Source organism: Paenibacillus puerhi (assembly GCF_009846885.1).
Classification (GTDB): Bacteria; Bacillota; Bacilli; order Paenibacillales; family NBRC-103111; genus Paenibacillus_G; species Paenibacillus_G puerhi.
This window is the reverse complement of record NZ_WUWM01000046.1, coordinates 28,936-42,651: the sequence shown is the minus strand read 5'-3', so window position 1 is coordinate 42,651 and position 13,716 is coordinate 28,936. Positions and strand designations below refer to the sequence as shown.

11 protein-coding genes and 3 pseudogenes are annotated in these 13,716 nt (G+C 52.6%); 7 read left to right on the top strand and 7 right to left on the bottom strand.

Going from position 1 to position 13,716, the window contains the following annotated elements; translation table 11 throughout:
* From GSF01_RS29945 to GSF01_RS27330, 5 genes and pseudogenes are all read left to right on the top strand, one after another.
* A pseudogene (locus GSF01_RS29945) lies at nucleotides 1–221 on the top strand (IS110 family transposase); the annotation flags it as partial.
* A gap of 252 nt (nucleotides 222–473) precedes the next feature.
* Nucleotides 474–782 (top strand): hypothetical protein, encoded by a 309-nt coding sequence (locus GSF01_RS27345; RefSeq protein ID WP_159888424.1) that lies wholly within the window; start codon nucleotides 474–476, stop codon nucleotides 780–782.
* Nucleotides 769–1,011, top strand: coding sequence for a transposase (locus tag GSF01_RS27340; protein ID WP_235941765.1), 243 nt, complete (start codon nucleotides 769–771; stop codon nucleotides 1,009–1,011). The genes GSF01_RS27345 and GSF01_RS27340 overlap by 14 nt, the downstream gene beginning before the upstream one ends.
* A gap of 127 nt (nucleotides 1,012–1,138) precedes the next feature.
* Entirely contained in the window at nucleotides 1,139–1,729 is a 591-nt protein-coding gene (locus GSF01_RS27335) for a bifunctional transcriptional activator/DNA repair enzyme AdaA (RefSeq protein ID WP_159888430.1), read from the top strand.
* A complete protein-coding gene (locus GSF01_RS27330; RefSeq protein ID WP_159888423.1) occupies nucleotides 1,713–2,249 on the top strand; it encodes a methylated-DNA--[protein]-cysteine S-methyltransferase in 537 nt (178 codons plus the stop codon). The genes GSF01_RS27335 and GSF01_RS27330 overlap by 17 nt, the downstream gene beginning before the upstream one ends.
* A 133-nt stretch (nucleotides 2,250–2,382) precedes the next feature.
* On the opposite strand, the gene GSF01_RS27325 is transcribed toward GSF01_RS27330, so the two are convergent.
* The 3 genes from GSF01_RS27325 to GSF01_RS27315 form a co-directional block, all read right to left on the bottom strand.
* On the bottom strand, nucleotides 2,383–3,882 hold the full coding sequence (locus tag GSF01_RS27325) for a DHA2 family efflux MFS transporter permease subunit (protein ID WP_235941764.1): 1,500 nt from the start codon (nucleotides 3,880–3,882) through the stop codon (nucleotides 2,383–2,385).
* Nucleotides 3,883–3,957: 75 nt separating this feature from the next.
* Nucleotides 3,958–5,214: a Bcr/CflA family efflux MFS transporter gene (locus tag GSF01_RS27320; RefSeq protein ID WP_159888422.1), complete on the bottom strand. Its 1,257-nt coding sequence runs from the start codon at nucleotides 5,212–5,214 to the stop codon at nucleotides 3,958–3,960.
* A gap of 198 nt (nucleotides 5,215–5,412) precedes the next feature.
* Nucleotides 5,413–6,195, bottom strand: a complete 783-nt coding sequence (locus tag GSF01_RS27315) for a helix-turn-helix domain-containing protein (protein ID WP_159888421.1) — start codon at nucleotides 6,193–6,195, stop codon at nucleotides 5,413–5,415.
* A gap of 122 nt (nucleotides 6,196–6,317) precedes the next feature.
* Here GSF01_RS27315 and GSF01_RS27310 point away from each other — a divergent pair, with 122 nt between their 5' ends.
* Nucleotides 6,318–7,820: an alpha-N-arabinofuranosidase gene (locus tag GSF01_RS27310; protein ID WP_159888420.1), complete on the top strand. Its 1,503-nt coding sequence runs from the start codon at nucleotides 6,318–6,320 to the stop codon at nucleotides 7,818–7,820.
* A 12-nt stretch (nucleotides 7,821–7,832) separates the two neighbouring features.
* Nucleotides 7,833–8,105, top strand: coding sequence for a DUF6171 family protein (locus tag GSF01_RS27305; RefSeq protein WP_159888419.1), 273 nt, complete (start codon nucleotides 7,833–7,835; stop codon nucleotides 8,103–8,105).
* Between the two features lie 76 nt (nucleotides 8,106–8,181).
* Here the strand turns inward: GSF01_RS27305 and GSF01_RS30630 are convergent, their stop codons facing one another.
* The 4 genes and pseudogenes from GSF01_RS30630 to GSF01_RS27295 all read right to left on the bottom strand — a co-directional run bounded on the left by GSF01_RS30630 (nucleotide 8,182) and on the right by GSF01_RS27295 (nucleotide 13,528).
* The gene (locus tag GSF01_RS30630; RefSeq protein ID WP_456238676.1) at nucleotides 8,182–9,507 is read right to left on the bottom strand and encodes a fibronectin type III domain-containing protein; all 1,326 of its coding nucleotides are present in this window, start codon (nucleotides 9,505–9,507) and stop codon (nucleotides 8,182–8,184) included.
* A 3-nt stretch (nucleotides 9,508–9,510) separates the two neighbouring features.
* Nucleotides 9,511–9,732, bottom strand: a pseudogene (locus GSF01_RS30625) (fibronectin type III domain-containing protein); the annotation flags it as partial.
* Between the two features lie 24 nt (nucleotides 9,733–9,756).
* Nucleotides 9,757–11,892: pseudogene (locus GSF01_RS30620) on the bottom strand (cellulase family glycosylhydrolase); the annotation flags it as partial.
* Between the two features lie 334 nt (nucleotides 11,893–12,226).
* A complete protein-coding gene (locus GSF01_RS27295) occupies nucleotides 12,227–13,528 on the bottom strand; it encodes an ABC transporter substrate-binding protein (RefSeq protein WP_159888417.1) in 1,302 nt (433 codons plus the stop codon).
* Nucleotides 13,529–13,716 lie beyond the last annotated feature (188 nt).

Here is a 13,716-nt window from a genome sequence, read left to right as displayed (position 1 = left end):
AGGGCAATACACATACAAAAGTAGCATTATGCGAGGCGGCATGGGCAGTCGCTCGTACTAGAAACAACCGCATATCTACACGATTTTGGAAGATCGCATCGAGGCGCGGTAAGAAAAAAGCATGTATTGCCGTAGCAAGAACCATTCTCGTCATCGCCTATTCCATGCTTAAGAACAAGGAAATTTATATAGAAGGCGGACCCGAACGACAAGCAAGATAACTGGTATATCCATAAGAATAGCCTTATACATGGACTCATAACATGGAGATCCCGGGCATCCTATTGCCTAAAAACACTTCCCCTGCTACACACCACCATAGCGCATTTTCACAGAAAAATCGTATAAAGAGGCACGTTTGACTGAACGAAGCGTCCGTCTTATATGAAAAATCATACAACTATCCCTGCCTATGATGATACTGAGCCGTCTTTGTACGAATCGTATAAACAGGCACGTTTGGCTGATAGAACATGTCGATGGAGAGATACCATGCCATTTCAATCGAAAAAAGACAAATTGCAACTGACGATGTAGAACAAGAAATGCTACTAAAGATCAGCCAGGCTAGAACGGAACAATACCAACGCGTTGAGCGGGCTCGTATGCTTCTTCACTATGCACACGGACTAGGCGTGGCCAAAATTGCCGATGCCTTGCAGACAACCGTCACCAAAGTAAACCGCTGCGTGGACCGCAGCCGCGATTTGTGGACTTTTTTAAAGAAATTCGATGCGCATTATCAACCTGAACTCCGTATCTATTTAGATGATCCTGGATAATCACTCAGCCCACATCTCCAAAGAAACGAAGGAAGACTTGGAGACGGGTCCGGGGCGTTTTGAATTTGTCTTCACTCCCAAGCATGGCTCATGGCTCAACGTGATCGAGTCGTTTTTTGCGAAGATGACAGAACAGGTACTTCGTCACACGAGCGTCAAGTCCAAAGAAGGACTGAAACAATGTATTGAGCAATATCTCAATAAAGTCAATGAGAGCCCCACATCCTGAAGGGGGAGATTAGGTTTCATTAATTCAGGAACATTCTACTAGACACAAGGAGGTGGTCTCGGTGATCACGGAGCATGACCGCGTACAGGGAGCCTTTATCCGGGAGAGCAGCGAATACGGTGAACCGATCGGTCCGGAGGAGCTGACTGCAGCGAAATGGAAGGCTATCGTGAGCAATGATTCCAAGTTCGACGGCCGATTTTTTTATGCCGTGAGGACGACCGGTATCTTTTGCCGGCCTTCCTGCAAGTCCAAGCCGCCCAAGCGCGGAAATATTTGTATCTTTCGCCATGCGGAGCAAGCTTTATCCGCCGGCTTTCGTCCTTGCAAAAGATGCAAGCCGACCGGGCAGCGCTTGCCGGACGAAGACTGGATTTCCGTAGTCACGGCTTACATTGACCGCTATTATATGCAGCCTCTGAACCTGGAGACTCTTGCGGATGTCAGCCATGGCAGCATGTACCATCTTCACCGGACCTTTAAGAAGCTGACTGGAATCACTCCCATGGCCTATATTCAGCAGAAGCGCATCGAGCACGCGAAGGAGCTGCTGAAGCACTCGACAGCATCCATCGCGGAAGTCGGCCGCCTAGCCGGGCTGTCTAATCTTTCCTATTTCATTACGCTTTTCAAGAAAGTGACCGGTCATACACCGGCCAGCTACCGTCAATTAACTAAACAGAACAGGGAGGAATCGACAAATGGAGAATCCAGCTGAAGCGGCCATTTATTGGTCGCTGCTCGAAGAGGGGGATTGGAGGCTGCACATGGCCGCCACCTCCGAGGGGGTCTGCTTTATCGGCTCGCAGCAGCAGCCCTTGGATGAATTGCAGCAATGGGCAGCAGCGAGGCTGCCGGGCCGAGCGCTGATCCGCGATGATGCCAGGCTCCAGCCCTATAGAGCAGAGCTCGCGGAGTACTTACAGGGAGCGCGCACGAGCTTCAGCCTCCCGTTCGATTATCGCGGTACGCCGTTTCAGCTATCGGTATGGCGGGCACTAGGCGAAATCCCCTATGGCCAAACGAAGTCTTATTCGGATATCGCCGAGCAGATCCGGCGTCCTGCCGCCGTCCGTGCCGTTGGGGCCGCCATAGGCGCGAATCCGATCCTGATTACCGTGCCGTGCCATCGCGTTATCGGCAAAGGCGGCGCCCTCACAGGCTACCGGGGCGGCATTCAGATGAAGGAAAGACTGCTGGAGCTGGAACGCGGGAATCCGGCCCTGCTTGCTCATTAGTAGGCTAGACGTTTCATCTGCGGGCAATAGCAAAGAGAGGACCTCCAGGTACTCCGGATACTCCGGGTACGGGGTCCTCTCCCTTCCTTCACTTTTGCGGGTGGCCATTCTTATTCACGCTGCTGGCGATTTCTTATCCATGCATAGGCGCGTGCTGTCCTCCCGCTTCCGGGTCTCCCTGCGGCGGAACAGCCCGCTTGAGCAGGAACGACGCAAACCAAGCGAGGACGACCAGGACGAAGGCCAGCAAAAAGGCGCTTTTCATGCCTGCGATCAGGGCCAGCACCTTGAGCTCGGCCGTCTCGGCTCCCCCCGCTTTCGTCAGAAAGCTGCCGGAGGTATTGGTCATAACCGTCACGAGCAAGGCGGTGCCTACTGCTCCGGATACCTGCTGCAGGGTGCTGATGATGGCGGTGCCGTGTGCATACAGCGCCGGCGGAAGCTCGTTCAGCGCGTTGGTCATGACTGGCATCATCAACATCGAGATGCCCAACATCAGCAGCGTATTCATGATCATGATCGTGCTGTAGGAGGTCGACAGCGTGATGAAGGCGAACTGCCAAAGCGTATTGGCGACGAGCGCAAGCCCGACAATAGCCAGCCACTTGGCGCCGAACTTATCGAACAGCCGGCCTGTGATCGGGGACATGATGCCCATAAGAATGCCTCCCGGCAGCATGACTAGGCCCGCTTCCAGCGGACTGTAGCCCAGTGCATTCTGCAGAAAGATCGGCAGCAGCATCATCGCCGAAAACATCGCCATCATGACGATCATCATAATAACCGTCGATACTCGGAATATCCGAAAAGTAAAGGTCCGCAGGTCAAGCAAGGGCTGCTTCAGCTTCAATTGCCTCCATGTAAACAAGCTCAAGGCGATGACGCCGGCAATGACGGGAAGAAGAACCTCGTTGCTGGACCAGCCTCCATGTCCCTCTCCCGCGCTGCTGAAGCCGTATACGATACCTCCGAAGCCAATCGTGGAGAGAAGAAGCGACAGCAGGTCGATCCTCGGATTCGTCGTTTCCGTCACATTTTTCAGCTTGAAATAGGCAAAAACGATGACGAATAACGCGACGGGAAGGACGCTGTAAAACAATACCCGCCAGCTGAAATGCTCCACGATAATCCCCGACAACGTTGGTCCTATCGCCGGAGCAAACGTAATGACGATACCGATCGTGCCCATAGCTGAGCCCCGCTTCTCGATAGGTACGACGGCAAATACCACATTGGTCAGCAAAGGAAACAGCAATCCTGTCCCCGCCGCTTGCAGCACTCTGCCGATGAATAGCATCGAGAAGCCAGGGGCAACCGCCGCTACGCAAGTACCCGCGAAGAACAGGCACATCGCCGACAGGAACAATCCTCTCGTTGTGAACCGCTGAATAAGAAAGGCAGTGACCGGGATCAGTACCCCGATCACCAGCAGGTAGCCTGTAGTCAACCATTGGGCTCTGCTCGGCTCAATCCCGATATCGGCCATGATTTTCGACAAGGCGACGTTCAGGAGCGTCTCATTCAGGATCGCTACGAACACGCCGAGGATCATCACCATGACGACCAGGAAATTGCCCTTGCTTCCAAATGTCCCTTCGGCAGGCTGTACGGCTTTTTCGTTAATAGTACTCACTTTCTTTCTCCTTTCTCCGTTCCAACAAGTCTGTACTCCCCACCTATCTTAGCATGCTGCCCAGGCTGTGATTTCTTATCGATTGCTGAATTGCGTGGTCCCGGCATGGCTCTCCGTACGCTTGGCCGGTTGCTTTGCCAGTCCGTAATAGGCCAGCAGAGAGAGCAGACTTGTCGCCAGGATGATCACCCCAAGAGGAACAGCGGTATGCTCGCCCGCGATGCCGACCAGTGGCGAAGTCACCGCACCCAATAAGAACGGAATCAGACCCAGCAGAGCGGCAGCGCTGCCCGCCATGCGGCTTTGCGTCTCCATCGCCAGGGAGAACGAGGCCGTAGCCGTCATCCCGATCGATGCGACGAAGAAGAAAAGCGGAACAACGAGAGCGAATAAAGGACCTTGGAGCAGCACGACAAGCAGTACAACCACACTGGCTGCAACCGATAGCCACAGCCCGATCGCAAGAAAACTGCGCTCGGATATCCGGTGAGCCAGCCGACCTACAACCTGCGAGCCGATAATGAGGCTTATTCCATTGGAACCGAACAGAAGAGCGAACAGCTGAGGCGAAGCCCCGTAAATCTTCTGATAAATAAAGGGGGTTCCCGAAACATACGCGAAAACGCCTGCTATCATAATGCCTTGAGCAAGTGCATAGCCGGCAAACTGCCGATCCTGCATCAGGGATTTGAAATTTCCGATCAGCTCCCTGATATTGCTGGAGACGCGCTTCTCCACCGGCAGAGTCTCTTCCAGCTTCCAAGCAGTCGCCATCACCAGCAAGAGACCGATCAGGCCAAGAAACAGAAATACCCCGCTCCAGGCCATGAACGCGATAACCCCGCTTCCGACGACCGGAGCGAGCAAGGGCCCGAGATTGCTCACGAGCATGAGCAAGGAGAAGAACTTGGTGAGCTCATGGCCGCTGTATACGTCGCGAACGATGGCCCGGGAAATAACAATACCGGCCGCCGCTGCGAAGCCCTGTATGAAGCGTACGGCTATGAAAAAGCCGATACTCGGAGCGAACGCACAGATCAGCGAGGCGCCCGCGTACAAGATCATCGCCAGCAGCAGAGGCTTGCGCCTTCCCATCACATCGCTCAAGGTTCCCATCACGAGCTGCCCCACGGCAAGCCCCAGCAAACACGCCGTCAGACTAAGCTGAACCAGCGAGGCCTGGGTGCCGAACTCCTCGGCAATCTCCGGGAAAGAAGGCAAATACATATCGATCGTAAAGGGCCCGAGGGCGGAAAATATCCCTAACAGCAGAGCAAATCGAAGCCGCTGCCGATTAGCCGCAGCGTCCCTTTTTAATGCATCATCTTTCATTTAGTTTGGTTCTCCCATCCATATTTTCTCTAGCCGACCTATTTCTTATCCTACCAGCATTGTTTAGAAAAGAATAGCTTTTATTTCGGAATTAACTAAAAATATACAAGCAAGATAAGCTTCCTGACTTCACCGCAGCGCGGATGGAGGAAACGGCGGCGGCGGACTTACAAGCCTGATCGAATATGCCGATGCTCATTAGCTTCTGGCCTTGTATTCGCTCGGGGTCATGCCTACAAATTTCTTGAACTGGCGCATGAAATGAGTGTCGTGATCATAGCCGCATGACTTGGCAATGGCCGAGACCGGGAGCGTGCTGTTGTCCAGCAAGTACTTGGCATGCTCCAGTCTGCCGTGGATCATGTCCCAAACGACCGAGCAGCCGAACAGCTCCTTGTACGTATGTTGAAAGTAGGACTTGCTCAGATTGACGCTTGACGCCAGCTCATCCACCGACAGATTGGCCTGAGGCGTGCTGTACAGCCGGTTGCGCAGCTCCGTAAATTGCTGGAAGTACCGGCTTGTTTTCTCCGGAGGCGCGGCGCCTTGCCGCCAGTTGCTTAATCTGGCCAGAAGGCTTCTCAGATCCAGATCCAGGATCTCCTCGCACAGCGGCCCTCCCATTCGGTTCAGACTCTGAATATCCATGATGCACCTGGAAATAAACAGCGGGTCGGCCGCTTGCACCGGCATATCCAGCGGGAACTCCAGACGGGCCAGCAGTTCGTCGAGGCCTTCGCCCTGGATATGAAGCCAATCGTTAATGAAGGGCTTCCCGGCTTCCCCGTATTGATGCGGCGTGGAGGGCTGGAACAGGACGAAAGAATGCTTCGCCGCCTCCATTCTCTGGCCGCCCACGATGATCTCGGAGCCGGTTTTGAAAAAAACAAACGCATAATTGCCCGAGCCCGAAGGCCGGTCGATGACCAGACCGTCTCGATGAATAAAATGGTAGCCGCAGCTCAGCAGTCGAATCTTCATAACTCTCCCCCCAAAAAGCACGATAGGTCAGTTTTTGGACAGTATAATGGATTGTCTGGAAACCCGCAACATCCTATACTTTTGCTGAACGAATAGCCCAGCAAAGGGAGTGGAGGCATACGATGGCTCATCAAGGCGTACTGAACGCGGATATCCGCAAAAGCCGCATCAACCGCAACATTTACGGACATTTCTCCGAGCATCTAGGCCGGTGTATCTATGAAGGGATCTGGGTCGGAGAAGACTCGCCCATTCCTCATACGGACGGCATGCGCAATGACGTGCTGGCTGCCCTCCGGCAGATCAAGATCCCCCTGCTGCGCTGGCCGGGCGGATGCTTCGCCGATGAATATCACTGGATGGACGGTATCGGCCCGCGCGAGGGACGCAAACGGATGGTGAACACGCACTGGGGCGGCGTTGTGGAGAACAATCATTTTGGCACGCATGAATTTATGAGGCTGTGCGAGCTGCTCGACTGCGAGCCGTACATCAGCGGCAATGTGGGCAGCGGCACCGTGAGGGAGATGTCGGAATGGGTGGAATATCTCACGTTCGGCGGTGAATCCCCGATGTCCGAGCTGCGCAAGCAGAACGGGCGCGAGGAGCCGTGGAAGCTGACCTATTTCGGCGTTGGCAACGAGAATTGGGGCTGCGGAGGCAATATGCGCCCTGAATATTATGCCGATCTTTACCGGCATTACCAGACGTATGTCCGCAATTATGGAGACAACAAGATTCAGCGGATCGCCTGCGGACCCGCCGATGACAACTACCACTGGACGGAAGTGCTGATGCGGGAAGCCGGACGTTACATGGACTTCCTCACGCTGCATTACTATACCATTCCCGGTCCGTCCTGGACGAATAAGGGCAGCGCTACCGGCTTCGCCGAAGGAGAATGGTTCGGTACGCTGGAGAAGGCGCTGCGCATGGACGAGCTGCTGACCCGGCACAGCGCCGTCATGGACCGATACGACCCGGACAAGCGGGTCGGACTCTCCGTGGATGAATGGGGAACCTGGTACGATGTGGAGCCGGGCACCAATCCGGGCTTCCTGTATCAGCAGAACACGATGCGCGACGCGCTCGTCGCCGCCCTGAGCCTGAATATTTTCCATAAGCATAGCGAGCGGGTGCGGATGACCAATATCGCACAGCTCGTGAATGTGCTCCAGGCCGTCATCTTGACGGAAGGCGAGAAGATGCTGCTGACGCCTACGTATCACGTATTCGATATGTTCAAGGTACATCAGGACGCGGAGCTGCTGGACCTGACGCTGGATTGCGGAGCTTATAGCTATGACGGCAAGGAAATTCCGGAGCTTTCGGCATCGGCTTCCCGGGACAGCGAAGGAAGGATTCATATCAGCCTGTGCAACCTGAACCATGCAGCCGGCTCCTCCGTATCTCTCGATATTCGCGGCCTGAACGGACAGCCTGCGCACCTGAGCATCAACGGAACCATCCTGACGGCAGACGTCATGGATGCTCATAATACATTTGACCAGCCGGAAGCTGTGAAGCCGCAGGACTTTACCGGTTATAGGCTGGAGAACGGCAAGCTGTCCGTCGAGCTGCCCGCCATGTCGGTCGTCGTGCTTGAGCTTACGCCCAAGCCATAAGCGGCGATGAGGATGCCTGACGATACGTTATGCAAGGGGTGCCGGCCCGAGCATCAAGTGACCGACGCGCAGATGGTACGGGTGCTGGCCTCGCCGGCATTTGCCCCGGAGCGCCGAGTGCCTGAGCCTGTCTATCAGGCGAGGCTGGAGCTCTGTCGCGCGTGCCCCAAGCTTCAAGGGGGAACAACCTGCGCGGTCTGCGGCTGTCTCATTCCCGTCTCAGCCTGGCTGAAGCAGCGCAGCTGTCCGCTCCCGGGCGGCGGTAGGTGGCAGGCGGAGGATTAAAGGTCAAAAACGCTTGGAGATGGGATATCTCCAAGCGTTTTTGACTTGCTAATGGCTGGACGACTGCGTATGGATTCTAGAAATTCAACTGAAAATTCGTAATGCTTAGCTTTCCGGCTGAAACCTGCTCGCCCGTACCGGGATATACTTTGAATGCAATCCCCCGAATGTCCGACAGGCCGGATACCTTAGCATTGTTCACCCAGGCGGTAGCGGCCGATTTCCAAATCGGGGAATGGAACGCATACGTAACGTCAACCGATTCGCCCGGACCCAGCACCCGTTCGGTCGTCAGGTCGGTATCGGTTTGACCGCCCGTCTCTTGCCATACCCATCCCCCTCCTGACCTTAGCACTAGCGAAACATGGATGGCTTTGGTGCCGGTGTTCGTTAATGTGCAAGAGACGCTGGAATACGGGGTCCAGTCATCGCCTACTCCGAGTCCAGGCTTCGTTTCCGTGGCCACACCAGCCGCGATCGTATCGCTTATGGAAGAACTGTAATTGACAAATATCGTTTCTCCGTCTAATCCGCTGGAGACATTCCCGGTGAAGGCAGAATCAACGTGATTCCAAGGATAATAGCTGGCCTTATTCGGACGGTTCATCTCTGCGATCGCGGCCGCATAAGCGTCGGCCGCCAAATCAAAGTCGATCGTATGCAATTGTAGGCTTCCTGCAAAACCGCTGCTGCCGCTTTGCACTCTGAAGATCATTCGATTGACTTCTTTATTCGCCAGACCTTCCAATGGAACCGCAGCCAAGACGGTCGTCTTTGCCGGAATTTTGATATACGGCCCAAGCTCTACCCATTCCCAAGCGCCGTCTTTCACGATCGGCTGCACTTGAATTTCCTTGGCGTTCGGATTCGTGATGACTATGTTCATCTTGTTGTATGAACGCCAGTTCGCGGGTGTGGCTGGATCGACTTGAAAACCGGGATAGTTTTCGGTCTGAAGATTAAACTTCATGTCCAAGCCGCCGCTAGCCAGCCTGGTAAGCGTCGCAACCGTACCGGATGCCGGTTTGTCAGCGCCGTTGATTCCAACGTACCAGGTCGTATAGTCGGCAATAATACCCGGCTTTATGGTCTGAACATTGGCGGGGTCACCGGTAGAAGCGGTTGCAGCATTACTGGGAGCCGATAAATTATTGGCATCATCAAACGCTTTTACCGTGAAAGCATAGGTCGTGTTACCCTCCAAACCCGATACGACATAGCTTGTTGTTGTGCTTGAGCCTGCAAGAACGCCATCCTTGTAAATATGATAGCCTGCCACCCCCACATCGTCGGTAGATGCGGTCCAGGACAGAGACGCGGTTGTGATTGCCGCTACAGCCTTCAGACCGGTGGGTGCCGTAGGAGGCGTTTTATCAAAGCTTTCCAAGGTAGTAATCTTCACCGGGTTGCTGGCATCCGAGATGTTGCCTGCGCCATCGATTGCCCTTACCGTAAAGTTATAGGTTGTACGGCCTTTCAGCCCTGTGACCGTGTAAGCTGTCCCCCGGCTGATGGCTGCCAGGCTTCCATCTTGATATACGTTGTATCCTGTGACTCCGACATTGTCTGTCGATGGATTCCAGCTGAGCGCAACGGATGAAAAAGAGGGTGAAGCGCCAACAAGATTGGTAGGCGCGGAAGGCTTCTGAGTATCGGCCGGACCGCCATAAACGGAGCTAATTCTGGATGTCGCCTTGATGCCATTCGGACCTTCAATAATGGCGCGTCCTTGTTCGGTATAACTCGTTCCTCCCCAGTCGTTAGACATATCGAGATATTCCAGACCCGATCCGTTACCTTTCCAGGACCATCCGAGATAACCTACGCCCTTCTGCTCGGAATAGCTCATTATGGTGGCCTCGTCCACATCGCCATTCGTATGCTTGATGCCGAATTCTCCGATGACGAGAGCTAAATTTTTATTCAATACCTGATCGATATTGTTTTTTACGGTGGCGGCATCGCCCCCAGCGTATTCGTACATATGAATGGAAAACATCGTATTTTGGAGTGGATCGGCATTAAATACTTGCGTTCCGTAGTCAAAAATCGATTGCGGGTATTGGCCCCATCCGGCTGAGTCGACCATAATGGTGTTTTTGATTCCGGCTTGTCTGAGCTTCGGAATTACGGATTTATACCCCTGTGCCCAGCGTTCTCCATTCCATTCGCCATACCATTCATTCGCGATGTTCAGGATGACTGTTTTTTCTTTTCCGATAAGCGCGCTTTTCATTTCGATCCAGTAGTTCGCAATATTCTCCAATACGGAGATATTGTTATCTCCCGTGCCATCATGTACTTCAAGGACAACGACCAATTTGTTTTGTTCCGACAACGTAATCAGATTTTGTATCGCTGACAGATTGTCTTTTGTCCATTGTTGACCGTCGGACAACACGATTCTGATCGTGTTCGCTCCGGTTCTGGCGATCGCAGGGATCGCCACCGCCCCCTGATCCTTAAACCAAGTGTGAGCGTGATTGATTCCTCTCATAACAAAAGGATTTCCATTGGCATCATAAAGAGTCGTGCCGTTAATATAAAATCCTCCTTCTTGAACAGGATCGGGCTCGGTCTTCACGATTAGGACATTGCTTTCTGCCGATAGATTGCCCGCGGCATCTTTGGCTCTTACCGTGAAGCTGTACGAGGTGCCCGCCGCGAGGCCAGTTACCGTATAACTGGTCGTGGCGCTCGAACCCGCCAAGGCTGCTCCGTTATAAATCTCATAGCCGGTTACACCTACATTGTCGGTTGACGCGGTCCATGCAAGACTTACCGTGGTGCTCGTCTTGGAAGGACTTTGCAGGCTCGTTGGTGGAGTTGGCGGCGTCGTATCTTCTACGGGCGTGTCAATCGGAGTGAATTTCCACTTCTGCTGGGCATTCCCATTGTCCGCCCACTGCTGAGCGTTCGCTCCGTCATGGGTATTGCCGCCGGCTATATCCAATGCTTTACCGCTTGCCTGCGCGATCAGCTTATAATATCCGCCACCGACGTCAATAATCTTCCATTGTTGACTTGATGAGCCGTTGTCCGTCCACTGCTGCACGCTGGCCCCGTCTGCTGTGGAGCCTCCGGCTACAGTTAGCGCTTTACCGCTTGATTGGGCAATCAGCTTATAGGTTCCGCTGCCGGCGTCAATCACTTTCCACTTCTGCTGGGCATTTCCATTGTCCGCCCACTGCTGTACTTTCGTTCCGTCAGCCGTAAAGCCCCCTTCTACGTCCAGATTTTTTCCGCTATGCTGAGCCGTAAGCTTATAAACGGTACCCGAAGTAATGCCCGTGGCAGCAGGAGGCGTGTTGTCTTCCGTTCCGCCTGCTGCGTACACCTCAAATTCCCAGAGGGAGTACCCGTAAGGGGTTGCCCGTTCCATGCCAAACATCTTTACATATCTCGCGCTAGTTGGGTTGAAAGTTAGGTTATCGATTCCTCCGTCGCCTGTCGTCGTGGAAAATACGGTCGTCCAGTTGGTATGATCTGTGGATGTCTGAATCTGATAGGACTTCGCATAAGCAGCTTCCCAGTTAAGCGTAACCCCCTTAATTTCTTTAGCTTGGCCGAGATCTACGGTGATCCATTGCTGATCGGAATATTGAGAAGACCATCTTGTCGAAGGATTGCCATCAATAGCGAATGCCGCCAGCTTGCTTGAATCTTCATCGGAGCTTGAACTTACCGATTTGATCATGGCTTCGTTCGTGAAAGCGCTCACAGGTAGAATAGGCAGCAAGCAAACTAGCATCCCGAACAAAAGCAAACTCGTTAAAAACTTTTTCATTCCTCAACCTCCATCGATTCTGAGTTACTTCTTGCGATTTTCAAGGAGATTTCCAACACCATCCATGTTCTGCTCTCAGCTTATTTATTCAAATTTCTATCCCTCCGGCGTAATACGGACTCCTCCCTTCCGACCTGGATTCGGGAAAGAAAAAAGAACCACAAGAACGTGCAATTCTATTTGTTATCGCTTTCAAAATGATCATAATGTTTGCCTAATCTATTTGATATGTACTAATTTGTTATTTATTGTTTGCAATTATGCTAAATTACCCGACAGAAAAAAAAGCCTTACAAGCGGTTTATTAAGCCGCTCATAAGGCTTACGGTTTTACTTACTTGACTACAGCTCTTGCTTCTTTCCAGCTCTTGTTCAAGGCATCGAGCTCCGTCTTCAGATCCTTGGCTTCCAGCACCTTCTGAATGTACTTGCCGCCGAAGAAATCAATTTTGGCGGTGTTGCCTGTATCGTTCCATTTGGAGGAGGTCGCTACATTTTCAATAAAGTTAGGGTTAAAGGATTTGTATTCTTTCAACTGAGCGAGGGCCGGCTCCTTGGATTTTTGCGGAGGAATGTAGCCCGACGCCTCTACATAGCCTGCTTCTGCAACCATGAACTCGATCCAGGCTTTTGCCGTCTCCTGATTTTTGCTCGCCACGCTAACGCCGTAGAAGTAGTCATAGTTCAGCGGAGCATTCAGCTTGCCGCTGTTGTCGTACGGGAACGGGAAGAAGCCGATGTCTTCGGATTTTGCTCCTGCGCCGATAATTTGATTGATGACCCAGTTGCCCAAGAAGTACATGCCCGCTTTACCCGTGGCAACTTCGCCTTTGGATGCTTCCCACACGTTGGAATAGAGGTCTTTCTCCACATAGCCCTTCTCTTTCAGGGTACGCACGATCGTAAAGCCATTACCGAATTCATTGTCCACTTTAAACGGCTCGTCGGTGTTAACCATTTCGTCCAAATAGTTAGCCTTGCCGCTCATGAACGGAACCAGTACTTCCCCCCATTGCTTCATCGGCCATTGAGCGCCATTGTTGATATAGATGGGGACAAGACCGGCCGCTTTCAGCTTCTCGCATGCGGCGTAGAATTCATCCAGCGTTTTCGGAATCGAGGTGATGCCCGCTTTTTCGAAAGCTTTTTTGTTATATACGATGCCCTCGGTGCTTACACCGGACACGATACCATAAATCTTGCCGTCATGCGCCTTGATATTTTTGAAATAAAGATCCCCGAGCTTGTCCACCGTATCATTGACGGGCGCGAAAAATTTGCCGAGATCCTGCGTGGCAATGTTGGAAGGAATCATAAGCACATCTCCGACATTATTAGCCGATAAACGAACGCGGATATCGCTTTCATAGTTCGTGATGCCTTCGAACTCAATATCCTGTACGCCAGGGTATTTCTTCTTGAAAGCCTCCTTGTATTTATCGAACGTACCGTCGTTAATAAGATCCGTACGGTTGGTCACCATCGTAATCTTGCCTTTAACCGTTTCATTCGCGCCTGCTGCTTGTTGTTTGTCCCCTTCCGGCGACACCCCGTTTTTGGTTTCCGTCGTTGCGCATCCTGCAAGAGCCGTTGCAGAAAGAGCTACCGCGAGCAATGTTCCTACTACTTTTTTCATTGGACTCCTACTCCCCTTGTCATCTTGTTATCGTTGTTATCGCTTACAAACCGATTGTATCCGAAATGACTAACGATTACATTGTGCTAGAATTATAATTCTTGTCTTCAGTTATGCTCTTTCCTCATGAACCTCGCCACGATAAAACAAGCTTCCATGCCGGCATCGGCAGGAAGCTTGTCAGTGTG